Source organism: Blastococcus sp. CT_GayMR20, assembly GCF_004570345.1.
In genome coordinates this window covers 1-22,147 of the sequence record NZ_SPQM01000057.1, presented here as the reverse complement: position 1 = coordinate 22,147, position 22,147 = coordinate 1, and the positions used below count along the sequence as shown (strand labels likewise).

At 71.8% G+C, this 22,147-nt stretch carries 17 protein-coding genes; 6 read left to right on the top strand and 11 right to left on the bottom strand.

Translation table 11 applies throughout. The features are described from left to right. Positions 1-245: 245 nt before the first annotated feature. The 5 genes from E4P40_RS14340 to E4P40_RS14320 form a co-directional block, all read right to left on the bottom strand. Positions 246-2,096, bottom strand: coding sequence for a diguanylate cyclase (locus E4P40_RS14340; RefSeq protein ID WP_167762236.1), 1,851 nt, complete (start codon positions 2,094-2,096; stop codon positions 246-248). 16 nt (positions 2,097-2,112) lie between these two features. Continuing rightward, positions 2,113-3,978 carry a S8 family serine peptidase gene (locus tag E4P40_RS14335; RefSeq protein ID WP_167762235.1) on the bottom strand — a complete coding sequence of 622 codons (1,866 nt, stop codon included), beginning with the start codon at positions 3,976-3,978 and terminating at the stop codon, positions 2,113-2,115. A gap of 488 nt (positions 3,979-4,466) precedes the next feature. After that, on the bottom strand, positions 4,467-5,363 hold the full coding sequence (locus tag E4P40_RS14330) for a LysR family transcriptional regulator (protein WP_167762234.1): 897 nt from the start codon (positions 5,361-5,363) through the stop codon (positions 4,467-4,469). 195 nt (positions 5,364-5,558) lie between these two features. Then, complete coding sequence (locus E4P40_RS14325; RefSeq protein WP_135159238.1) at positions 5,559-6,497, bottom strand: LuxR C-terminal-related transcriptional regulator; 939 nt, start codon at positions 6,495-6,497, stop codon at positions 5,559-5,561. A gap of 358 nt (positions 6,498-6,855) precedes the next feature. After that, positions 6,856-7,047, bottom strand: a complete 192-nt coding sequence (locus tag E4P40_RS14320) for a hypothetical protein (RefSeq protein WP_135159237.1) — start codon at positions 7,045-7,047, stop codon at positions 6,856-6,858. A gap of 23 nt (positions 7,048-7,070) precedes the next feature. Here E4P40_RS14320 and E4P40_RS14315 point away from each other — a divergent pair, with 23 nt between their 5' ends. Further along, entirely contained in the window at positions 7,071-8,849 is a 1,779-nt protein-coding gene (locus E4P40_RS14315; protein ID WP_135159236.1) for a bifunctional diguanylate cyclase/phosphodiesterase, read from the top strand. Between the two features lie 14 nt (positions 8,850-8,863). Here the strand turns inward: E4P40_RS14315 and E4P40_RS14310 are convergent, their stop codons facing one another. After that, positions 8,864-9,991 carry an HD domain-containing phosphohydrolase gene (locus E4P40_RS14310; RefSeq protein ID WP_167762233.1) on the bottom strand — a complete coding sequence of 376 codons (1,128 nt, stop codon included), beginning with the start codon at positions 9,989-9,991 and terminating at the stop codon, positions 8,864-8,866. A 251-nt stretch (positions 9,992-10,242) separates the two neighbouring features. Here E4P40_RS14310 and E4P40_RS14305 point away from each other — a divergent pair, with 251 nt between their 5' ends. Continuing rightward, positions 10,243-11,766, top strand: coding sequence for an ATP-binding protein (locus tag E4P40_RS14305; RefSeq protein WP_167762232.1), 1,524 nt, complete (start codon positions 10,243-10,245; stop codon positions 11,764-11,766). Positions 11,767-11,976: 210 nt separating this feature from the next. On the opposite strand, the gene E4P40_RS14300 is transcribed toward E4P40_RS14305, so the two are convergent. Genes E4P40_RS14300 through E4P40_RS14290 form a run of 3 tightly spaced genes read right to left on the bottom strand, consistent with a single transcriptional unit; the run spans position 11,977 to position 15,788 of the window. Then, positions 11,977-13,044: a DNA polymerase domain-containing protein gene (locus tag E4P40_RS14300; protein ID WP_135159233.1), complete on the bottom strand. Its 1,068-nt coding sequence runs from the start codon at positions 13,042-13,044 to the stop codon at positions 11,977-11,979. Between the two features lie 34 nt (positions 13,045-13,078). Then, positions 13,079-14,653 (bottom strand): alpha/beta hydrolase, encoded by a 1,575-nt coding sequence (locus E4P40_RS14295; RefSeq protein WP_135159232.1) that lies wholly within the window; start codon positions 14,651-14,653, stop codon positions 13,079-13,081. Between the two features lie 40 nt (positions 14,654-14,693). Continuing rightward, a complete protein-coding gene (locus tag E4P40_RS14290) occupies positions 14,694-15,788 on the bottom strand; it encodes an ATP-dependent DNA ligase (protein ID WP_135159231.1) in 1,095 nt (364 codons plus the stop codon). A 99-nt stretch (positions 15,789-15,887) separates the two neighbouring features. Between E4P40_RS14290 and E4P40_RS14285 the strand changes: the two genes are divergently transcribed. Continuing rightward, positions 15,888-16,214 carry a GYD domain-containing protein gene (locus tag E4P40_RS14285; protein WP_135159230.1) on the top strand — a complete coding sequence of 109 codons (327 nt, stop codon included), beginning with the start codon at positions 15,888-15,890 and terminating at the stop codon, positions 16,212-16,214. Here the strand turns inward: E4P40_RS14285 and E4P40_RS14280 are convergent. Next, positions 16,211-16,939 carry a dihydrofolate reductase family protein gene (locus E4P40_RS14280; RefSeq protein WP_135159229.1) on the bottom strand — a complete coding sequence of 243 codons (729 nt, stop codon included), beginning with the start codon at positions 16,937-16,939 and terminating at the stop codon, positions 16,211-16,213. The genes E4P40_RS14285 and E4P40_RS14280 overlap by 4 nt on opposite strands. A gap of 1 nt (position 16,940) precedes the next feature. Then, on the bottom strand, positions 16,941-18,695 hold the full coding sequence (gene treZ / locus E4P40_RS14275) for a malto-oligosyltrehalose trehalohydrolase (RefSeq protein ID WP_135159228.1): 1,755 nt from the start codon (positions 18,693-18,695) through the stop codon (positions 16,941-16,943). Positions 18,696-19,015: 320 nt separating this feature from the next. Between treZ and E4P40_RS14270 the strand changes: the two genes are divergently transcribed. Genes E4P40_RS14270 through E4P40_RS14260 form a run of 3 tightly spaced genes read left to right on the top strand, consistent with a single transcriptional unit; the run spans position 19,016 to position 22,034 of the window. Further along, the gene (locus E4P40_RS14270) at positions 19,016-20,059 is read left to right on the top strand and encodes a hypothetical protein (RefSeq protein WP_209305330.1); all 1,044 of its coding nucleotides are present in this window, start codon (positions 19,016-19,018) and stop codon (positions 20,057-20,059) included. A gap of 5 nt (positions 20,060-20,064) precedes the next feature. Continuing rightward, on the top strand, positions 20,065-20,823 hold the full coding sequence (locus E4P40_RS14265) for an ABC transporter ATP-binding protein (RefSeq protein ID WP_245160347.1): 759 nt from the start codon (positions 20,065-20,067) through the stop codon (positions 20,821-20,823). Further along, positions 20,820-22,034 (top strand): ABC transporter permease, encoded by a 1,215-nt coding sequence (locus E4P40_RS14260; protein ID WP_135159226.1) that lies wholly within the window; start codon positions 20,820-20,822, stop codon positions 22,032-22,034. The genes E4P40_RS14265 and E4P40_RS14260 overlap by 4 nt, the downstream gene beginning before the upstream one ends. Positions 22,035-22,147 lie beyond the last annotated feature (113 nt).

The window sequence follows — 22,147 nt, the reverse complement described above, 5'->3', positions numbered from 1 at the left end:
GATGTGATCGGACCCGAGGCATCGAAGCCTGAAGGTGACACCGCTGCGGGTCTGCGCGCATGCGCCCCAGGAGAAGGAGCTCCCCGTGGTCGCGGTCAGACCGGTCTCTCCGACCAGGGGGACGAAGGCGTCCGGCGGCGGGGGCCCTCGGGGCGGTTCCAGTGGACCCGTGCTTCGGCGCCGGGGCGGCCGGTGCACAGGGCCCCGACGGCTGCCGGCGGTACCGCCCCGACAGGTCGGTGCAGCTAGACGACGGTGAACTCGCCGTGCCCCAGGGCGCCGGCCGGCTCCGCCGAGGGGACCGGCCGCCGGCCATCGGGTTCCACGAGCCCGGGATCGTAGAAGACGTCACGGTTACGGCCGCCGCGTTTGGCGGCGTACATGGCGCTGTCGGCGCAGCGGACGAGCCCGTCGACGTCGATGCCGGGTTCTGCGATCGCGACGCCGATGCTGGCCCCGATCCTGGCGACGCGTCCGGCGCCGAGGTCGATGGGCAGGTCGAGTTGGGCCCGAACACGGGAGAGCACCTGCTGGATGCCGGCGCGGTCGACGGGCCCGTGCAGGAGCACGGCGAACTCGTCCCCGCCCAGGCGAGCGGCGGTGTCGGCAGCCCGGACGGAGTCCTGCAGCCGCTGGGCGAATGCCTGGAGCAGCAGGTCCCCAGCCTCGTGCCCATGGGTGTCGTTGACCGGCTTGAAGCCGTCCAGGTCGATGTAGAGGACGGCGGGCCAGAGGCCGTTGCGGCCGGCCAGGTGCACGGCGTGCTGCGTGCGGTCCAGGAAGAGCGTCCGGTTGGGCAGCCCGGTGAGGGCGTCGTGCATCGCCTGGTGTCGCAGTTCTTCCTTGAGCTCGGTGACCTGGCGCAGGTCCCGCTCGAGGCGTCCCCTGTCCATGGAGGTGGCCACGTGTCGGGCGAGGGTCCCCAGCAGCGTCAGATCGCTGTCGGAGAACGTGGCCACGTCCCCCAGCCGGTTCCCCACCAGTAGCAGGCCGTGGACCCGGTCCTCCGTCTGCAGGACCGTCACCATGGCGTCCTTGAAGCCGCGCCGAGCGGCGTAGCAGTCCAGTTGAGAGCCGCGGGTGGTGCGCGTGCGGCTGGTCAGCACGCCGTTGCCCGTGGCCCAGTCCACGACCTGGCTGACGTCGCTCGTGTCCTCGAGCGGCAGCAGCGCGATCGGCTCGTGTCCCTCGCTGCTGCGGCTGACCGTGACCGCAGCCTGGCCGTCACCGAGCAGGACGAGCTCGGCCACCTCCGCCTTGAAGGCGCCGCGCACGGAGGTCAGGAAGTTGGTGAGGGCGGCAGTGGCGTTGTCACTGTTGTAGAGCAGCGACGTGATCTCGTGCAGCAGTCGGAGGTTGTTCTGCTGCTCCCGGGCGTGCGTGTAGGCCCGATAGGCGGAGAACAGCAGGGCGGAGGGCAGCACGAGCAGGAGCAGCGCCCCGGGGCTCTGCGCGGCGAGGTACGCGACGAGCTGTCCCATGGCCGCCACCCCGACGGCGAACGGCAGGGAGAGCGCCAGCATGCGCGGCAGCTCGCGGACGTGCAGCGACCCCTCGGAGATGCTGAGCGCGGCGAACAGGCACACGTCCGCGGCCAGCGTGGTGGCCGCGACGGTGATCAGGGCGGCCGTCCAGCGCCAGAGGCTGTCCCAGTCGGTGCCACGGGCCAGTTCGGTGAACACGACCACGGCGAGCGAGCCGGTGAGGGCGTTCTGGGCGAGGTTGAAGGCGAGCTTGAGCCCGGTCTGTCGGTGGCGTAGCGCCAGCGCCAGACCGGTGCCGACGAGCTGGGTCACGACGACCGTGGCCGGGTCGCCCAGATACAGGCCCGCGACCAGCACCAGGTCGGTGAGGGTGAAACCGTGCGCGTCCCGCTTCAGCTGGACCCACACGACCATGACCTCGCCGGCGGCGAAGGCCGCGACCCACATCCACCAGGGCAGGCCGACCGGTGCGTGCAACCCGGGCAGGTCCTGGACGACGATGACGAACACCGCCACGGCGGTCAGTGACATCACCGCCGCGAGCAGCGTGATGCGGTGGGTCGTGGTCAGCCAGGACCACCCCCGCCCGCCCGCGGGTCGGGTGTCCGTCATCGTCGTCCTCACGGGATCAGGCCCAGTCCGCGCCGGACCAGGTGGCACCACCCCAGATGCGGCCGGCCCAGGCGTTGCCGCCCCAGATCCGGCCGCCCCAGATGCGACCTGTCCAGGCATCCCCGCCCCAGATGCGGCCGCCCCAGATGCGACCGGCCCAGGTCAGGCTCGACCAGGTCTGGCCGCCCCAGATGCGGCCGTTCCAGTTCACCCCGTCACCGGGGTCGGCCACGAACCAGTCGGTGCCGTTCCAGGCACCGCCGGTCCAGGTGCCCTTCCTCAGCTGGCCGCCGGTCCACGTGCTCTGGGCAGCGGACGCCGCAGCCCACACGGCCGGGTCCCACGCCTGACCGCGGACGTCGAGCTCACCCTCGAGCGGGGTGCCGTCGTACGCCAGGTTGGCCGTACCACGCGCTCCTTCGAGCGTGCCCAGACCGGTGGCCCGTGGCCATGACTGCACGGCCTGCGGTGCTGCGGCGTCACGTGCGGCGCGCAGGTCGATGATGCCGTCGCCCTGGGCGATCGGGTCGGCGACCGGCAGCCGCTGGGCGGTGCCCATGAGCAGCGCCTTGATCTGGTCCGGCGTCGCGTCGGGGCGCTGCTGGATCAGCAGGGCGGCGGCACCGGACACGACAGCGGCGGCCTGCGAGGTGCCGCTGCCCCGGAAGAACCGCTCGCTCTGGCGCGCGTTCGGGTAGCTCTCGTCGAGGTACGAGCCCGGGCTTCGCAGGCTGACGATCGAGGCGCCGGGCGCGACGATGTCAGGGTTGCGCGTGCCGTCACCGGTGCTCGACCACGCCGGGACCACGTCGTCCTGCACGTCGTACGTGCCGCGGCTGTCCGCGCCACCGACGGCGATCACGTACGGGTCGTAGGCCGGGTTGTTCAGCTTCGGCGTGCCGAACCCGCCGTTGCCGGCGGCGACCACGACGACGATGCCGGCGTGCCACGCCTGCTCGACGGCGTAGGTCAGCGGGTCGAGTTGGTAGTCCTGCACACCGTCGGTGCCGAAGGACAGGTTGAGCACCCGGATGTTCAGGCCGTTGCGGTTCCTGTTCTGCACGACCCAGTCGATCCCGGCGATCACCTGCGACACGTCGGTCGCTCCGATGGCGTCGGCGAGCTTCAGGCTGACGATGCGCGACCCGGGGGCCACGCCGGCGAAGGTGTTCGGGTCGCGGAAGGTCCGCGGGTTCGCGTTGGAGTCGCGCCCCGCGATGATCCCTGCCAGGTGTGTGCCGTGACCGTAGGTGTCCAGGTTCCGCTGGGGGCTGCCCTCGCAGCCGTCCTCGTCGCAGACCTGGGACTCGAAGGAGAGGTCCGGGCCGTAGACGACCTTGTCCCTGCCCGAGAGGCCCTCCACGGGCACGACACCGGAGTCGAGCAGGGCGACGTCCACGCCCTTGCCGTCGACGCCGCGTTCCCACAGGGCGGTCGCGCCGGTCACCTCGTGGGTGACCCGGAACATCGAGCCCGCCTGATCCTGTACCTCGGCGGGGACGGCGTCGAGCAGCTCCACGGGCGCGTTCTCGGTCACCGAGATGACGCCGGCCGCCCCACGCAGAGCCGCAAGACGGTTCGCCGGCAGCGTGGCGGTGAACCCGCCGATGATGGCGAGCGGCTCCTCGACGGTGCCCCCGAGCGCAGTGACGGCCCGCTCCGGGAGATCACCGGCGCCGGCGGCCTCCTGGACGATCACCTCCACCGAGTCGGCAGCAGTCCCGGGCGACGCCTGTGCCGTCACCGGGCCCGTCAGCCCCACGACCAGCGCTGTGGCGGTGGCGACGGTCGTGATCCGGCCCACGCGGAGGGCCACTCCGGTCCCGAGCTCGTCGAACGCGAGCGTCGGCCTCGTCGCCCGTCCCCTCTTGTTCATCCCCATCAGGGTTCCTTCCTGTTCTCCCGCCGGTCGGACGCAGGGATGCGCACCGCCCCACCGCTCGCCCCCCTCGATCGGCATGGGTGGGAAGGTCTGCGCGCACGGCCCGACGCCTTCCCGGCAGCGGCCCTCACCCGAGGACGCTGGGGAAGAAGTCGGCACGACGCGCCGTCCGCTGCATCACGCGTTGTCGTTGGCCGCCATCGATGGCGGCGATGGGACGGAGCTCGGGGAGCCGAGGAGTACTCGCTCTCCACACGCTGCTGGATGGCCGTGGGGTCCGGTCGCGTTCCGGAGCTGCGTGTGCCGTGGGGCCGCAGGGACGTCGAGCCGGCCGCCACCTCGGTACGAGAATCCGGGGAGCGCTTCCTGCCGTCCGACGTGGCCCGGGCCACCGCATGTACTGCGGGGCGCGCTCCACGAACTACTGCCTGACGGCCCAGCCGGTCAAGGAGTGGGCCGGCCTCGCCACAGGGCTTGCCGTTGGTTGCTCACTCCGGCACCGCGCCCCGCCACCGGTCGAGGTAGGTGGCGAGGAAGGCGCGGCCCGCGGCCCCACGCGGGCCGTCTTCCCGGGTGACCACGCCGAGTTCCCAGGTGGGGGCACCGTCCAGCGCGACGAGGTCGATGCGGTCGAAGGTCTCCAGATCGATGCACGCCGCTGGGCCGTAGGAGATCCCCACGCCTTGTTGCACCATCGTCAGGACTGAGTGCCAGTCGGCCACCTCCAGCCAGACGTCGCGGTGCAGTCCCCGCTCCTCCAGGAGGCGATCGAACAGGGCGCGGGCCCACCATCCGCGGGGTAGGTCGATGAGGGGCTCTTCCAACAGGTCCCGGGGGTCGAGATCCCCTGCTCCGGAGACACCGTGGCCGGCGGGGCAGACGGCCACGAGGGGGCTGGGGTACAGCGTTCGGAAGCGCAGGCTGCGGCCCGCCTGCGGGGGGAGTGGGGCGATGGCGAAGTCGGCCTCGCCGTCGGCCACGAGCTGCACCGCCTCCTGCGTGCCGGTGGGAACGACACGCAGGTCCACGCCCGGATGCTCGGCGCGGAACCGGCCGATGGTCGGGCTCATGTCGAGCGCCCGGGGCAGCGGCACGGTGGCGACGCGCACCGAGCCGCGCAGCAGCCCCTCGACCTCGGCGACGGCGTCCCGCGCGCGGTCGGCCTCGCGCAGCGCCGCCCGGGCGGGGCCGAGGAACGCCCGGCCCGCATCGGTCAGCTCGGCCCCGCGGCGACCGCGGATGAACAGCTCGGTGCCGAGCTCGCGCTCCAGGGACAGCAGCGACGCCGAGAGGCTGGACTGCACCATGAACACGCGGGCGGCGGCACGGGTGAACGAGCCCTCCTCGACGACGGCGAGGAAGTGCTCGAATTGCCTCAGCTCCACGGCAGGGCAGGTCGGCGGAGGACGGCGACCGGAAAGGACCGCGGAATCGCTGTCCGCCACCGGCCCGCGTGATGTGTGACCGGCGGTCGTCGTCGGCCGGCGGGCACGCCCTCCGCGGGGTGCTCACCAGGAGTCCGTCCGCCGGTCACGGCCCCAGGATCCACGTCCACCGGTCGGCGCGGTATGGACGGCCTGTCACGAGTGGCTGGACGGACCGTCCGTCGCCCGCAGCAGATGGATGAGCTCCTGCTGTGAGCCGACGCGCATCTTGCGGAACACCGCCGACAGATGGTTGCGCACCGTGCTGGGGCTCAGGAACAGGGACTCGGCGATCGCGCGCACGCGGTCACCGTGCATCAGCCGCACCACGATCTCCAACTCCCGCCCGGACAGCCGGTCCAGCCCCCGATCCGCGGGCAGCTCCGCGGCCATCCGAGAGGCGGTTGCCGAACGCACGATCTGGTCGAACTGCCACAAGGCCTGTGTCATGCCCGGCGCGGACCTCAACGCGTCGGCGGCTTCCTCGTCGACCAGCGCGAAGGCGAAGCTGGGTGAGGGCTCCATCGGCAGCAGCACCATCTGGCAGCGGTTCGCACGGAAGCCGAACATGGCTGGTCGCACGGGGAGACTCGTGCCCAGGCCGGTTTCGGAACTGCGCGCCAGAGCCCTCAGCAGCGGTGTCACATCGGCTGGATCGACGAGTCGGAGCAACGACTGGCCGACCACATCGTGCGCTCGATGTTCCAGCAGCGCGGCGACGTCCGTGCTGATGCGGTCCACCGTGAGATGCGCGTCGGTGGAGCCGACGACCGTCTCGGCGGTCGATCCGGGCGGTCGCCGCAGCGCCTCTCCGAGGGTCACCGCATCGGGCAGCAGCTTCGCGAGCGCGAGATTGCGCCCTTCCGGTCGGCTCACCACGCGGATCCACACGGTCACCGGGACGGTCCGGTCGCCACGGCGAATCGCGCGCCGCGCCTCGTAGCCGTCCAGGTGGCCGGCCACCACCAGCTCCGGAGCTCCGGTCGGCTCGTCGGCAGTGAAGTCCTCGAACGACCGGCCCACCGGCGAGCCACCGGCCGGGCACAGCAGGTGCTCGGCGTTGCCGCTCGCGGCCAGGATCTGCTCGGACGGCACCGCGAGCAGCAGTGAGGGCAACGGGCAGTTCGTCACCACGTCGAGGACTGCCTGCGGCGGTCGCTCGCCGGACGCGGGGAGTGACGCTCGCCGGCTGCCGGATGGGTGCACGACCACCTCCTGGAGGAGATCTCCTCCAGCGTGGCACGCCCGGTCCGTGGGTGCATCAGGGGTCGTGGACTCGGTCGACCTCCTTCGGCTTCCGAACACGCCACTGTCGAAGGTCGGTGTCCTCGTCCAGTGGAGGGACGCGGCGAGGGCCGGGGACACAGGGGAAGCGAGGTCCCCCGACGGCGGCGGGATGCTCGTGCGCCCAGGAGTCCCGAGCCCTCGCTCCGGTCACCCTCCGGGCGAGAGCCTACGGAATGTCGACCGGACGAGAGTGTCGATCGATCGCAGGTTTCGGCACCAGTTCCTCCTCGCCATCGCCATCGCCATCTCTGCTCGGGTTCTTGCCATCGACGTATTCGATATCACCCAGCGGAACCGCTCGATCAATTGGATAGCGGCGCGCGACGAAATCCAGGGTGCCCTCGACCGGGGGCGCCATTTCGGATATCGCCGGGAGTTCCTGTGTACAGCACCCAACTCGTCCCCGCCCCTCGGCGGGGCCAGGTGGCCCGAGGAAACTCGGCCGTCCTCTCCATCGCAGTACTCGATGCACTGCCTTCGCCGACCGTACTGCTGGATGCCGACGGCATCGTCCTGCTGACCAACCGCGCGTGGGTGGCCGCGGTCGAGACGGTCGACGACGACCGGATCCAGGTCGGTTTCGGGATCAATTACTTCGCGATGGCTCGGCGTGCCTGCGGGAATGCCGTCGGCCGGAGGATCGTCGCTTCGCTGCGGGCGCTGTCCCGTGGCGAGCGGGAATCTGTTGCCACGGACTACTCCGTGAAGCATCCGACCGGCATCCGCTGGTACCACCTGCAGGCCTCGCGGGTGGGCGAGGAAGGACAGGTCGTCGTCACCCACACCGATGTGACCGATCGGGTGCTGGCGGAGCGGGTGTCGGCGTGGCAGGCCCGGCACGACGACCTCACCGCACTTCCGAACCGTGCCGCTCTCCACGAGCTCATCGATGCCGAACTGCAGCGGCCGGACCGACCTCCGGTCACCGTCCTCTTCCTGGATGTCGACGGCTTCAAGGACGTCAACGACTCCCAGGGGCACGAGGTGGGTGACGACCTGCTGCGTCAGATCGCCGGGCGGCTGGTCGCCCGGACGCGGTCGGAAGACACCGTCGGCCGGCTCGGTGGAGACGAGTTCGTCGTCCTCTGCCGGAACTGCGACACCCCGGGCGGAGTCGCACTGGCCGAGCGTTTCCAGGGCATCTTCGACGAGCCCTTCGACCTCGACGGCCGCGAGGCTCGGTTGACCGCGAGCATCGGGGTCGCGACCGCGCGGGGTGGCGACCCCGCAGGAGCCCGGCCGACCGACCTGATCCGAGACGCCGACCTTGCGATGTACGCGGCCAAGCGGCGCGGCCGCAGCAGGATGCAAGTGTTCAGCGGGAACCTCCGGGACGCGGTGCAGAGGAAAGTCAGGGTGGCCAGCGAGCTGCGCGAGGCGATCGACTCGGACCAGCTCGTTCTCCACTACCAGCCGATCCTTCATCTCCCGTCCGGGCGGGTGCACGGCGTCGAGGCCCTGGTCCGCTGGCAGCATCCGGAGCGAGGACTGCTGCCACCCGGTGACTTCATCGCCCTGGCAGAGGTGTACGAGCTGATCGCACCACTGACCCGATGGGTGCTCTCCACAGCCACCCGGCAGGCCGCGGAGTGGGCAGGCACGGGCCTGCCGCTCCTGGTGAGCGTCAACGTCAGCGCCGCCTCGCTGTCCGCCGGATCGATGGCGGACGACGTCGCCGCGGCACTCGCCGCGGCGGGTCTCCCGCCGGAACGGTTGATCGTCGAGCTGACCGAAACCACGGTGGCCGAGGACCCGGAGCGGGCCGCGGCGCAATTCGCCGCGCTGCGTCGATCCGGCGTCGAGGTGGCGATCGACGACTTCGGCAGCGGCTTCTCGTCCCTGGGACAGCTGGTCAACATCCCCGCCGGACTCCTCAAGATCGACCGCAGCCTGGTGGCCGGTGCGGCCGACCGCCGGAGCCAGTCGGCCGCGGCCATCGCCGCCGTCGTCGCCCTGGCGAAGGCCTTCGGCATGCGGGCGCTGGCCGAGGGAGTGGAGACCGTCGAACAGCTGGCCTTGACGGCGGCCCTCGGCTGCACGTTCGCCCAGGGCTACTACATCGCGCGCCCCATGCCGGCGGAGGACCTGCTGGGCTGGCTACGGGACCGCGCAGTCATCGGCGACGCAGATGAGCACGCGTCCCGTGCCCGGCCGCTGTGAGGGGGCCGATCAACTCAGCCGTGCACACGGATCCGGCGCTCGACCCGCTTCTGCCGCGCGTAATTCTCGATACGGAGGATCAGCGGGTCGGTCACCTCGGTCCCTCGACTGATGAGGAGGACGCCCTCGGTCGTGTAGACGTCGTCGAAGACGACCATGCCCGGTTCGAGATCGTCGACGTCGACGTCTCGCGGCGGACCCTGGGTGTCCGGGACGTCGTGGGACGTCACCAGCGCAGCGAGCACATGGGGGTCGTACGCGCCGGCGTCGGCCCGCAGAGCGCTGATGGTCGCCTGCACGGACGGCCGCTGTGACATACCCGCGTCGAAGTCGGCCGCCAGTCGGAGGATCCGAGCCGCCATCGGGAGGTCCTCCCCACGGGGGACATCCCCGGCCGACCCCTCGCCGTCGTAGCGGGCGAGGTGCCAGCCGATCGCCTGGGCCACGCCTTCCAGTCGGGGGATGGTGCTCACCAGATCACGACTGATCGCCGGAATGCGGGCGACCATCTCCGCCTCCTCCTCGGTCAGGGGTCGTCCGGCGTCCAGCTTGGCGAGGACGGCCGGAGGAAGGGTGACGGCCCCGAGGTGGGACAGCATCGCCGTCACCTCGAGCTCCCACGGGTCCTTGACCTCCAGAGCCTCGGCCAGCTCGGTGACGGTCCGCGTGACACGGACCGCGCGACCGAACGCCGCAGGCTGCGCCAGCGACAGCGTGGCGGTCAGGGCCTCCACCGTGCGGCGCAGCGTCGTGCCGAGAACTTCCTTCTCGGCGGTCAGGAGGCGGTTGAGCTCAACGGCGTTGCCGATCTCCTCGAGGAGGACCTCGGGCGGACAAGGCTTGGTGAGGAAGCGGTAGATCTGTCCCTCGTTGACTGCGGTGATCGCGGCCTGTGTGTCGGTCTGGCCGGTCAGCAGGATCCGGACGACGTCCGGGTGCAGGGCGCGGACCCGGGACAGGAAGGTCGCACCGTCCATCTGCGGCATCCGCATGTCCGAGACCACCACGGTGACCGGCTCGGTCTGCAACAACTCGAGGGCCTCCGCACCGCCATTGGCTGTGTGCACCTGGAATTTCTTGCGGAGCTGACGCCTCAGTCCGTCCAGGATCGCGACCTCGTCGTCGACGAGGAGAATGGGCACGGAATCGCCATCCGTACGGGACAGCAGACCATGAGAGAAATTCACGGGTACTCCTGGAGGTCGACCTCTTCACGCGGCGAACTTCAGCCGTTCAGTTCTCTCGTCACGGTCGGGTCGAGCTTGAAGCGGAGCAGGGGCGACTTCTATCGATGAGCCCCATCGAGAATGCGTGATCAACACAGCGGCGCCCATTGTCGAGATCTTCAATGACTTCCGAAGGGGGTCCGTGCCGGCGATCGCCAGGAGTCCACATGCGTGCGAACGACGTCACCACCGCCGTGATGCTCGAACGGCCGGGTGGTGAGGAGGACCGCGCGGCCGCGCCGACCGGTCGCAGGCCCCACGCCCGGGAGCGCGGTGAACTCGTGGCCGGCTACGTCATGGCGATGGCCTCGGTGGCGATCTTCCTGCGTGTGCCGACGGGCAGCCTCTGGCAGGTCGGCGCTTGCGCCGGGCTGCTGTTCGCCTCGGCCGCACTGTGGGCGGCGAGGGCCTCGACCTTGATTCGTCTGCGCCAGCGCCTCGACGATGCCGACGAGCGGCTCACCGCGCAGAGCGATGAACTCGGCCGCTACGCGGCCATCCTGTCCTCCACGGAGGACGCCATCGTCACGGTGTCCCTGGACGGACTGGTCACCCACTGGAATCCGGCGGCGACGGAGCTCTACGGGTATGCGCCCCACGACGCGCTGGGGCGATCCTTCGCAACGCTCAGCCCGGAGGCGGTTCCGGCCATCGTCGAGGCCGTGGACGGGGTGATGCGCGGGGCGCCCGGCTCCCTCGAGATCGCACATCGGCGCGGGGACGGCTCGACGGTGCATGCGTCGCTGGTCCTGTCCCTGATCTGCGACCCGGACGGCGAGCCCACCGGAGTCGTGGGGATCGCGCGGAACATCGGTGAGCAGAAGGCCCGTGATGCCGAGTTCCACCAGGAATCGAAACTGGAATCGCTGGGCCGGCTCTCGGCCGGCCTGGCGCACGAGATCAACTCACCCATCCAGTTCGTCGGGGACAACGCCCGCTTCCTCGAGGAGGCCTACCAGGAACTCATCCGCGTGGTCGAGATCTACCGGGGGCTGCTGGACACCTCCAACCCCATCGGATGGATCGAGCGGCAGGAGCGCGTGCGGCAGGCGGAGGCAGGCATCGACTTCGACTATCTCCAGAAGGAGATCCCCAGCGCTGTCGAGCAGACGCTGGAGGGCATCGAGCGGGTGTCCACCATCGTCCGGGCCATGAAGACGTTCAGCCATCAGGGTCACAAGGAGCAGGTGCCCGCGGACCTCAACGAGGCCGTGGCGGCCACCGTCACCGTGACCCGGCACCAAGTCAGCGAGGTGGCTGAGCTCGTGCTGGACCTGGCCGACCTACCGCCCGTGCGGTGCAACATCGCCGATCTCAACCAGGTGTTCCTGAACCTGATCGTGAACGCGGCGGACGCCATCGCAGAGACGGAACGCCGCGGAGTGATCACGGTGGCCACGGCTCTGGAGGGTGAGGACGTCGTCGTCCGCGTCAGTGACACCGGCGCGGGGATCCCGGACGACGTGCGCCCGATGATCTTCGATCCGTTCTTCACGACCAAGGACGTGGGCCGCGGCAGCGGACAGGGCCTCCCACTGGCTCGTGGAGTGGTCCAGGAAGGCCACGGCGGGACCCTGACCGTGGAGTCCGTTCTCGGTGTGGGAACCACGTTCTCGGTGCGAATACCCGTCGAGGGTCTGGCGGAGAAGAAGGCGGTCGGGGCGGGTGCCTCGCCCACGGCGGCCAGATGAAGGGCGACCCGGCGGATCTCCCGCCGGCTGTCGGCCGACGATGTCCCGGCGTGGGTGGCCGCCGGCGACGCCGCCCCGCGCGGTCGTGCGGCGCCTCGGCGACGGCCCGGAGGTACCGCCGGAAGGCGCCAGCGGGACCTCGATGCGGATTGCCCCGTCGGAGGTCGTCGTGCGGGTGAGCGCGGTACTAGGCCTGGGAAGCTGCCGGCATCAGGTGTCGTCGCTGGTGGGACGCTTCGCGCGGCTGGGCTGCACCCGCATCGGCTCGCCCGGCATCTTCGGGTAGTCGGGGGGATAGGGCAGGTCACCGAGGCCGGCGTCCTTCACCTGCTTCTCGAAGAGCTCGAGCAGCGGCTCGATGCCGAACGCGTGGTCGGCGAGACCGGCGTGCTTGTCACCGACCTCCCTGAACCGCGCGGGCATGGTCAGGACGTCGAAGTCGAACGGCGTGACGGCGGGCAGCTCGGCCCAGTCGAGGGGTGCCGAGACCGGGGCGTGCGGCTTCGGCCGGATCGAGTAGGCCGAGGCGATCGTGCGGTCCCGGGCCATCTGGTTGTAGTCGATGAAGATCTTCTCGCCGCGCTCCTCCTTCCACCAGGACATCGTCACGCGGTCGGGCAGCCGGCGTTCCAGCTCACGGCCGAAGGCGATCACCGCGTGCCGCACCTCGGTGAACGTCCACCGGGGCTGGATCGGCACGTAGATGTGCACGCCCCGGCCGCCTGAGGTCTTGGGCCAGCCCTGCATGCCGTACTCGGCGAGCAGTTCACGCACGTGCGGGGCGACCCACACGGCGTCGGAGAAATCGGTGCCCGGCTGCGGGTCGAGGTCGATGCGGATCTGGTTCGGCGACTCGACGTCGGTCTTGTCCACCGGCCAGGGGTGGAAGGTCAGCGTCCCGAGGTTCGCGCACCAGGCGACGACGGCGACCGAGTCCGGCGCGATCTCGTCCGCCGTCCGTCCGCTGGGGAAGGTGATGTGCGCGGTCGGCACCCACGGCGGGGCGTTCTTGGGCACCCGCTTCTGGTAGAACGCGTCGCCGGTGTTGTCGACCCGCGTGGAGATCCGCGCGCCCTCGAAGACGCCCCCCGGCCACCGCTCGAGCGTCGTCGGCCGGTCCCGCAGCGCGAACAGGATCCCGGGACCCACGGACACGAAGTACTCGACGACGTCGATCTTGCGGATCCCACGGTCGCCGAAGTACGGCTTCTCCGGGTTGGAGACGCGCACCTCGTGACCGTCGACGTCGAGGACGACGGCGTCCTTGCTGCTCGGCATTCAGTCGCTCCGCTCGATCATGGAGCGCAGAGTGTCACGCAGGGCAGGTCAGCCCGTCCATGGGCGCCGTGAGGTTGATCAGGTAGGCGTTCACCGCGGCCGTGATGCAGTCGGTCTTCGGGTACGCGGTGTGGCCCTGGCCCTGCCAGGTCAGCAGGACGCCGTTCTCGAGGTCCTCGGCGAGGTCCACGGCCCCGGGCAGGGGGGTGACGGGGTCGCCGGCGTTGCCCACCACGACGATCGGGTCGCTGCCCTCGGCGTCCCGCTCGGGCAGCGGCGTCCGCTCGGCGTCCCAGACCGAGCACGTGTAGAGCCCGACGGCGGACCCGGCACCGAACAGCGGGTACTTGGTGTTCCAGTCGGCGGCGAGCTCCCGCACGCGGTCCTCCTCGACCGTCTCGTCGGTGTCGGCGCAGTTCACCGCGATGTTGGCGTCGAACAGGTTGGAGTACGTGCCGTCCTCGAGCCGGCCCGCGTAGCTGTCGGCGAGGGAGAACAGCCCGGCGGAGTCGCCCTGCCGCGCGGCGGCGAGCGCCTGCGCGAGCTGCGGCCAGGATGCCGTGTCGTACAGGGCGGCCACGATCCCCGTGAGGACGACGCCCGGCGTGGCCGTGCGGACCTGGCCGTCGGTGTCCGGCTCGCTGCTCGGTATGGGGGTCGTCGCCGCCTGGGCGAGCAGTTCGTTGACGAACGCGCGGGGGTCGCCGCCGATGGGGCAGCCGGCGATCAGCCCGACGCAGTTCGTGGCGAAGGCGTCGAAGCCGGCCTCCAGGCCCGCGGCGCTCTGCTCGGCGTCGCTCGTGGCGTCGCCGTCCGGGTCGACGGCGGCGTCGAGCACCAGCGCCCGCACCTTGTCCGGGAACAGCTCGGCGTAGGTGGAGCCCAGCGTGGTGCCGTAGGAGTAGCCGAGGTAGCTCAGCTGCTCGTCGCCGAGCGCCTCACGGAGCCGGTCCATGTCGCGCGCGGTGTCGACGGTGTTGAACGTGCCGAGCGCGTCGCCGTACTCCTCGGCGCACCCGTCGGCGATCTCCTCGGCGAGCGCGAAGGCCTCGTCGAGCTGCGCGTCGGTCACCGGCCGCGGCTCGGAGGCGATCATCTGCTCCTTCGTCTCGTCGGAGATGCACTCGACGGGCGTCGACAGGCCGACCCCGCGGGGATCGAACCCGACCAGGTCGAAGCGGCCCAGCACCTCCGTGGGGAGGGTGAGCGCGAGGCCGATGGCGGCGTCGGCACCGGAACCGCCCGGCCCGCCGGGGTTGACCAGCAGCGAGCCGATGCGGTCGGTCTGCCCGGCGAGGACGGCGCGGACGAGGAAGAGCGGGAGCGTCGCGCCCTCGGGCTCGTCGTAGCTGATCGGCACCTCGGTGGTTCCGCACTCGAACCTGAGGTCGCGGTCGCTGCCGGGCTGGTCGGCGATCAGCGGCTGGATCTGCGCGTCGCAGTCGTTCCACTCGATCTCCGCCACGTCGGGCGCGGCCACCGTCGTCGTCGCGGCGGGGGAGGAGGCCTCCTCCGCCGGCGAGTCGGCGAACGAGGTGCAGCCCGCGAGCACCATGCCCAGGGCAAGCAGGATCGCAGGGACGGCCCGGCGGCCGCGGTGGTGACGCATGATCACCACCGTAGGAGGCGAGCGGGCCGCGCGCAGACGATCACGGCCGTCCGGAGCGCTCCCCGGTCTCCAGCACCTCGGCCAGGTCGTAGCGCACGGGGACCTCCAGCTGGTCGTACGTGCAGCTCAGCGGGTCCCTGTCCGGTCGCCACCGGAGGAACTGGCCGGTGTGACGAAGTCGACGGCCCTCGAGCTGGTCGTACTTGATCTCCACCACCAGTTGCGGGCGCAGCGGTACCCACGACAGGTCCTTCTTCGCGTTCCAGCGGCTGACCGCGCCCGGCATGCGGTTTTCGCCGTTCTGCTGGACCTGCGCGTTCGCCCACTCCTGCCACGGATGCCCGTCCAGCGCCTCGGCCCGGTACGGCTCGAGCTCCTCGACGAGCTCCGCCCGCCGCGCCATCGGGAAGGACGCGGCCACCCCGATGTGCTGCAGGTCGCCGGCGTCGTTGTAGAGCCCCAGCAGCAGCGAGCCGACGATGGGGCCGCTCTTGTGCCAGCGGAAGCCGGCGACCACGCAGTCGGCGGTGCGGACGTGCTTGACCTTGGTCATGAGTCGCTGGTCCGGTCCGTACGGCAGGTCCGGCGCCTTGGCCACGACGCCGTCGAGGCCGGCGCCCTCGAACGTCTGGAACCATCGCTGGGCGGTCTCCGGCTCCCGGGTGATCCCGGTCAGGTAGACGGGCGGGCGAATGCCGTCGAGTGCCGTCTCCAGCCGGGTCCGGCGCTCGGCGAACGGGACCTCGAGCAGCGACTCGTCGCCGAGCGCCAGCAGGTCGAAGGCGACGAAGGACGCGGGGGTCTGCTCGGCGAGCAGGTTGATCCGCGACTCGGCGGGATGGATGCGCTGCAGGAGCGACTCGAAGTGCAGCCGGTCGCCCTGCGGCACGACGATCTCGCCGTCGACGACGCACCGCGCGGGGAGGTGGGCCTTCACCGCCGCCACGACCTCGGGGAAGTAGCGGGTCAGCGGGCGCTCGTTGCGGCTGCCGAGCTCCACCTCGTCGCCGTCCCGGAAGACGATGCAGCGGAAGCCGTCCCACTTCGGCTCGTAGAGCATCCCCTCGGCGGTGGGGACCTTGGTCGCGGCCTTGGCCAGCATCGGCTTCACCGGCGGCATCACGGGCAGATCCATGCCGGTCAGTCAAGCAGCAGCGGCGCGCACGAGGGCATCGACGGGTGCGGTGCCGCGGTTCTAGCGTCGCGGCGCGGGGGACGACCGGAAGGCGCCGCGATGCCGCTCTACCTGACCAGATTCAGCTACACCCCGGAGACCTGGGCGAGGCTCATCGCCAACCCCGAGGACCGCCGGAAGGCCGCGACCGAGTACGTCGAGTCGGTCGGCGGCACGCTCCAGGGGTTCTGGTACGCCTTCGGCTCGCACGACGGTGTCACCCTCTGGGAGGCACCGGACGACGTCTCGATCGCAGCGGTGGTGCTCGCCATCGGCAGCGGCGGCGCGGTGACGAACCTGGAGACGACCGTGCTCATGACGGTCGAGGACACGATGGAGGCGATGCGCACCGCGCAGCGGGTGACGTACCGGCCGCCGGGGGCCTAGCGGCGGACGTCGTACCGCGCGAAGAGGACGCCGTCCTCCTCGAGGAGCTGGCGCAGCTCCAGCCGCTGCACGTCGGCGAGCCCCGCCGGCAGCAGGCGCGTCTCGCCGCCCACGAGGGCGGGCGCGATCGAGAGGTCGAGCTCGTCGACGACTCCGGCGCCGAGCGAGGCGTGCAGCAGCAGGGGGCCGCCCTCGCACAGCACCTGCTCGTGCCCCAGTCCGGCGAGCCGGTCGACTGCGGTGGGGAGGTCGACGTCGTCGTCCCCGCACACCAGCACGGTCACCCCGGCCGCTTCGAGCGCCGCCCGCCGGCCGGCGTCCGCAGCGGCGCAGGTGATGAGGATCGTGGGGGAGACGGCACCGGTCACCAGCCCGTCGGCGGGGTCGAGCGACGCCCGCCGTGAGACGACGGCGACCGGCGCGGTCGGCGGCCGGCCGATCGACGCGCGCAGCCGTCCGACGGCGGAGTCTGCGGTGATCGCCCGGTACCCCTCCGCGGCCGCCGTCCCGTGCCCGACGAGCACCACGTCGGCCAGCGCCCGCAGCACCCGGAACACGCGCCGGTCCCCGGCCGACCCCAGCCCCTCGCTCACTCCGCCGACGGTGATCGCGCCGTCGAGGGAGGCGATGAAGTTCATCCGCAGCCGGCGGCCGGCCGGCAGCCGGTAGGCCTCGACCAGGCCGGCCTCGTCGAGGTCCGCCGGACTTGGCAGGAGCCGGCGCACGTCAGCGGGTGGCGAGCACGGCCGCGCTCTCCGGCGGCAGGGTGACCGTCGCGCCGTCGAGAGCCGGCAGCTCGCCGGTCGCGAACAGGACGTCGGTGGCGGCGACGTCCAGGTCGATCTCCCGCGGCTGGTCGGCCAGGTTGACCACGACCCGCAGCGACCCGCGGTGGACCACCAGCCAGCGGTCGGCGTCGTCCCAGGCGACCTGGACCGCCGACAGGTCGGGGTCGACCAGATCGGGGTGCGCCCGCCGCAGCGCCAGCAGCGACCGGTGCACCGCGAGCAGCCGCTCGTGCGGCTCCCGCGAGAGCTCCGACCAGTCGAGCTTCGAGCGGTTGAAGGTCTCCGGGTCCTGTGGGTCGGGCACCACGTCGGCGTCCCAGCCGTGCTCGGCGAACTCACCGATCCGGCCCTCGGCCGTGGCCTTGCCGAGCTCCGGCTCCGGGTGGCTGGTGAAGAACTGCCAGGGTGTGGCCGCGCCCCACTCCTCGCCCATGAACAGCATCGGGGTGAACGGGCTGGTCAGCACCAGGGTCGCGCCGACGGCCAGCAGGCCGGGGGAGAGGGTCGCGGAGATGCGGTCGCCGACGGCGCGGTTGCCGATCTGGTCGTGGTCCTGGAGGTAGCCCAGGAACTTCCAGCCGGGCAGGGTCGCGGTGTCGACCGGCCGCCCGTGGTGCCGCCGGCGGAAGCTCGACCACGCGCCGTCGTGGAAGAACGCGCCGGTCAGCGTCTTCGCGACCCCGCCCAGGCCCGCCGCCTCGAAGTCGCTGTAGTACCCCTGGCCCTCGCCGGTCAGGGTCGCGTGCAGCGCGTGGTGGAAGTCGTCGCTCCACTGCGCGGTCAGGCCCATGCCGCCGGCGACGCGCGGGGTGACCATGCGGGGGTCGTTGAGGTCGCTCTCGGCGATCAGCGTCAGGGGGCGGCCGGCTGCGACCGACAGCTTGTCCACCTCCTGCGCCATCTCCTCCAGGACGTGCGTGGCCCGCTCGTCGACCAGGGCGTGGACGGCGTCGAGGCGCAGGCCGTCGACGTGCATGTCGCGCAGCCACATGAGCGCGTTGTCGATGACGTAGCGGCGGACCTCGTCGGAGTCGGGGCCCGACAGGTTGATGGAGTTGCCCCAGGTGTTCGCGCCGCCCTCGGCGAAGATCGGGAAGAACTCCGGCAGGTAGTTGCCCGAGGGGCCGAGGTGGTTGTAGACGACGTCCTGGATGACGCCGAGGCCCTGCTGGTGGCATGCGTCGACGAACCGCTGGTAGGCGGCCGGCCCGCCGTACTCCTCCTGGACGGCGTACCACAGCACGCCGTCGTAGCCCCAGTTGTGCGTGCCGTTGAAGGCGTTGACCGGCAGCAGCTCGACGAAGTCGACGCCCAGCCGCACCAGGTGACCGAGCCGGCCGATGGCAGCGTCGAGCGTGCCCTCGGGGGTGAACGTGCCGACGTGCAGCTCGTAGACGACCCCGCCGGCGAGCGGGCGTCCGGTCCAGGCGCCGTCGCCCCACTCGTAGGCCTCGGGATCGAAGCGGCGGGAGAGCCCGTGCACGCCCTCGGGCTGGCGCCGGCTCCGCGGGTCGGGCCGGGGGGTGTCGTTGCCGTCGATCAGGAACCCGTAGTCGGCGTCGGGTCCGGCCTCGACCGCGGCCCGCCACCAGCCGCCGTCCTCCCGCTGCATGTCGTGGACCGCGCCGTCGACCTGGATCCGCACCCGCTCGGGCAGCGGCGCCCAGACGGCGAACTCGACGGGAGCGGACATGCAGGGGCCTCCGGAGGGTGGCGGGGTGGGTGGAACGGCAGAGTGTGTCGGCCGCATCATGCCCGTGGGCCCCGTGCCGAACCCTCCCGGCGGGAAGGGATGCACGACTCCGGCCGAGCGTGTCGCAGCGGTGTGTCTGGCCAGGTGCATACGCGGTATGCATACTCCGTAGCCATGCCGATCCAGGTGCCCGGGGTTCTCCCGTCACTGCAGTCACAGGGCTCGCGCGCCGCGAGCCGACGCGCTCCGTCCCGGAGGGCCGACCGCTACGTTCCCGCAGAACCGGCACCGACCAGTGCATCAACGTCCGGAGGACACCCATGAGCTCGGTCCGCTCCGTCGTGTTCCCCGCATTGCGCCTGCTCGTCTGGGCGGTCATCGCGGCGGCCCTCGTCGTGCTCGCCTTCCGCGGCGGTACCGACGCCGGGCAGGACCCCGCGGGGGCGGACGGACCGGCGTTCGTCGACGTCGACGCCCCCCCGATCCCGGTGTCGACGGGGACGGTGAGCAACACGGTGACAGTGACCGGCACGGTGGTGGCCGACCCGTCCGTGACCGTGAAGGCGACGGCGGCCGGGACCGTCCGCCGGCTCTTGGCCTCGCCCGGCCCGGTCACCGCGGGTCAGCCGCTCCTCGAGATCCGCTGGGAGGAGGAGCGCGAACCCGTCACCGGGACCGACGCCGAGGGCAATCCCACGGTCACCCAGCCCGCGCCCCGGGTCCGCACCGCCACCGTCGGCGCGCCCAAGGCGGGCACGCTCACCTCGCTCGACGTGCTGGTCGACCAGATCGTCGCCGTCGGCGACCGCGTCGGCACCATCTCCCCGGGCACCCTGTCGGTCACCGCGACGCTGTCGCAGGCCGAGCAGTTCCGGCTGCTCAGCCCGCCGTCGACCGCGGAGGTCGAGGTACAGGGCGGTCCCGCCCCGTTCACGTGCGGCTCCCTGGTGCTGGGCGCGGCCGCTCCGGCCCCGGCCGACGAGCCGGACCCCGGCTCCCCGGCCGATCCCGGCGCACCCGCGTCGGGGGGCACCACGGCCCGCTGCGCCGTGCCCGTCGGGACCGCGGTCTTCGCCGGGATGGGTGCCACGATGACGATCCAGGCGGGACTGGCCGAGAACGTGCTCGTCGTCCCGATCACCGCCGTCCAGGGCTCGGTCCAGACCGGCAACGTGTGGGTCGTCGGCGAGGACGGAGAGCCGGTCGAGCGGGCCGTCACCCTCGGGCTCACGGACGGCGACATGGTCGAGATCCGCGAGGGGCTCACCGAGGGCGAGCAGATCCTGCAGTTCGTCCCGGTGCCCGACGACACCCCGATCGACCCGTTCACCGGCCAGCCGATCATGGGCGGGCCGGTCGGATGAGCCTCATGGCACTGAGCGGGGTGCGCCGTGAGGTGCCGCTGCCCGACGGGTCGCGGCTGCCGATCCTGACCGGTGTCGACCTCGAGGTGGACGCGGGCGAGCACGTCGCGGTCGTCGGCCGCTCCGGCTCCGGCAAGTCCACGCTGCTCAACATCCTGGGTCTGCTCGACAGCCCGACCGGCGGCGCCTACCTGCTCGACGGGGAGCCGACCGACCGGCTGCGGGCCCGCCGCAGGTCCCGGCTGCGCGGCGAGGTCTTCGGCTTCGTCTTCCAGCAGTTCAACCTGCTCCCGCGCCGCACGGCCGTGGAGAACGTCGCCGCACCCCTCCTCTACGCCAGCGGCCGTGCGTACCTCACGCGCACCCGCGCGGCGCGCGAGATGCTCGACCGGGTCGGCCTCGGTGCGCGGGCCGATCAGGTCCCCGAGCGCCTGTCGGGCGGTGAGCAGCAGCGCGTGGCCATCGCCCGGGCGCTGGTACGGCGTCCGCGCGTCGTCCTCGCCGACGAGCCCACCGGCGCCCTCGACGTCGAAACCGGCGCCCGGGTCATGGCGCTGCTGACGGAGGTCACCGCCGAGACCGGCGCCGCGCTGGTGACGATCACCCACGACCTCTCGGTCGCCGCGCTCGCGGACCGCCGGTTCACCCTCGAGGGCGGCCACCTCGCCCCCCTCGACGGGGACGCGCACCTCCTGGCCGCCACCGCGTCGCGCTCCGGGGTCGACGGGCCGGCGGTCGCCGACCCCGGCTGGGGGCCGGCATGACCGGCGTGCTGGGCGCGCTCGCGGAGGCGTGGGGCGAGGTCCGCGTGCACAAGTCGCGGGTGGTGCTCTCCCTGGTCGGCGTCTTCCTGGCCGTCTTCGCGATGACCACGGTGACCGCGCTCGGCCAGATGCTGGCCCAGGCCCAGCAGGAGCAGTCCGAGCGCTGGAGCGGCCGGCCGGCGACGATCGGCATCCAGGCCTACGACCCGATGACGGGCATGTCCCCGCCCGCGGAGAAGTGGGACGCCGCCGTCGCCGCGCTCATCGAGCGGTACGGGATCACCGGCGCGTCGAGCGTCACCTACGGCGACGGCCTCTACCGGCTGCCCGAGGGCGCGATGCAGGTGCAGACCAAGACCGTCACGCCGTCCTACGGGCCGCTGCACCGCATCCAGCCCGTCCAGGGACGGTGGTTCCGGGAGGGCGACCGCGCGAGCCTGTCGCCGGCGCTCGTCGTCAACGAGCGGTTCGCCGAACGCCTGGGCATCGGCGACCTCTCCTCGCCGTCCACGGTCATGATCGGCGGCCCGCGGCCGGTCCGCGCCACGATCGTCGGCGTCGTGCGCGAGGGGTACCAGGAAGAGCTGATCGTCTACCGGGTGGACGGCGGGACCGACGTCCGGGCGACGGCGTCCGAGGGGACGCCGATGATGTACGGCCCGCCCACCCTCGAGCTCTGGGTGCCGCCGGAGCAGGTGGACCAGGTGATCCGGACCGTGCAGCACGACCTCGAGCTGGCGCTGCCGGACACCGACGTCATGGTCAACCGGCAGGACGCCGCCGACCTGGAGTCCGCGATGGCCATGCTCCGGCTGGCGATCCGCGGTGCCGGGATCGTCGTCCTCGTGCTCGGCGGGCTCGGCGTCCTCAACATCGGCCTGGTCACCGTGCGCCAGCGGATCCGGGAGATCGGCGTACGCCGGAGCTTCGGCGCGAGCTCCGGGCGGATCTTCTCCGCGGTCATGCTGGAGAGCGTCTGCGCGACGTTCGTCGCCGGTGTGGTCGCCGTCGGCGCCTCGATCGTGCTGGTGCGGAACCTGCCGCTCGAGCAGTTCTTCAACGACGGCGTCCCGCTGGCCGACAACCCCGGCTTCCCCGTGGCCGCCGCCGTCGAGGGACTGATCGCCGCGACCGCGGTCGGCGCCCTCGCGGGGCTGCTGCCCGCGATCATCGCCGTCCGCGCCAAGGTGATCGACGCGATCAGGTTTTGAGGCCCCCTGCAGGATCCCGCCGCGAGCTTGCGAGTGGTGGGGGGCAGGGGGTTCTTTCTCAGTCCCTGACCAGGAGGGCCACCGGGAGCTTCGCCAGGACGCGGTCGGCGGCC

Excerpts from the sequence above, each read along its gene's own strand:
- E4P40_RS14340 (WP_167762236.1), bottom strand. The coding sequence starts at position 2,096 with ATGACGGACACCCGACCCGCGGGCGGGCGGGGGTGGTCCTGGCTGACC.
- E4P40_RS14335 (WP_167762235.1), bottom strand. The coding sequence starts at position 3,978 with ATGGGGATGAACAAGAGGGGACGGGCGACGAGGCCGACGCTCGCGTTC.
- E4P40_RS14320 (WP_135159237.1), bottom strand. The coding sequence starts at position 7,047 with ATGGCGCCCCCGGTCGAGGGCACCCTGGATTTCGTCGCGCGCCGCTAT.
- E4P40_RS14305 (WP_167762232.1), top strand. The coding sequence starts at position 10,243 with ATGCGTGCGAACGACGTCACCACCGCCGTGATGCTCGAACGGCCGGGT.
- E4P40_RS14300 (WP_135159233.1), bottom strand. The coding sequence starts at position 13,044 with ATGCCGAGCAGCAAGGACGCCGTCGTCCTCGACGTCGACGGTCACGAG.
- E4P40_RS14295 (WP_135159232.1), bottom strand. The coding sequence starts at position 14,653 with ATGCGTCACCACCGCGGCCGCCGGGCCGTCCCTGCGATCCTGCTTGCC.
- E4P40_RS14290 (WP_135159231.1), bottom strand. The coding sequence starts at position 15,788 with ATGGATCTGCCCGTGATGCCGCCGGTGAAGCCGATGCTGGCCAAGGCC.
- E4P40_RS14285 (WP_135159230.1), top strand. The coding sequence starts at position 15,888 with ATGCCGCTCTACCTGACCAGATTCAGCTACACCCCGGAGACCTGGGCG.
- treZ (WP_135159228.1), bottom strand. The coding sequence starts at position 18,695 with ATGTCCGCTCCCGTCGAGTTCGCCGTCTGGGCGCCGCTGCCCGAGCGG.
- E4P40_RS14270 (WP_209305330.1), top strand. The coding sequence starts at position 19,016 with ATGAGCTCGGTCCGCTCCGTCGTGTTCCCCGCATTGCGCCTGCTCGTC.
- E4P40_RS14265 (WP_245160347.1), top strand. The coding sequence starts at position 20,065 with ATGGCACTGAGCGGGGTGCGCCGTGAGGTGCCGCTGCCCGACGGGTCG.
- E4P40_RS14260 (WP_135159226.1), top strand. The coding sequence starts at position 20,820 with ATGACCGGCGTGCTGGGCGCGCTCGCGGAGGCGTGGGGCGAGGTCCGC.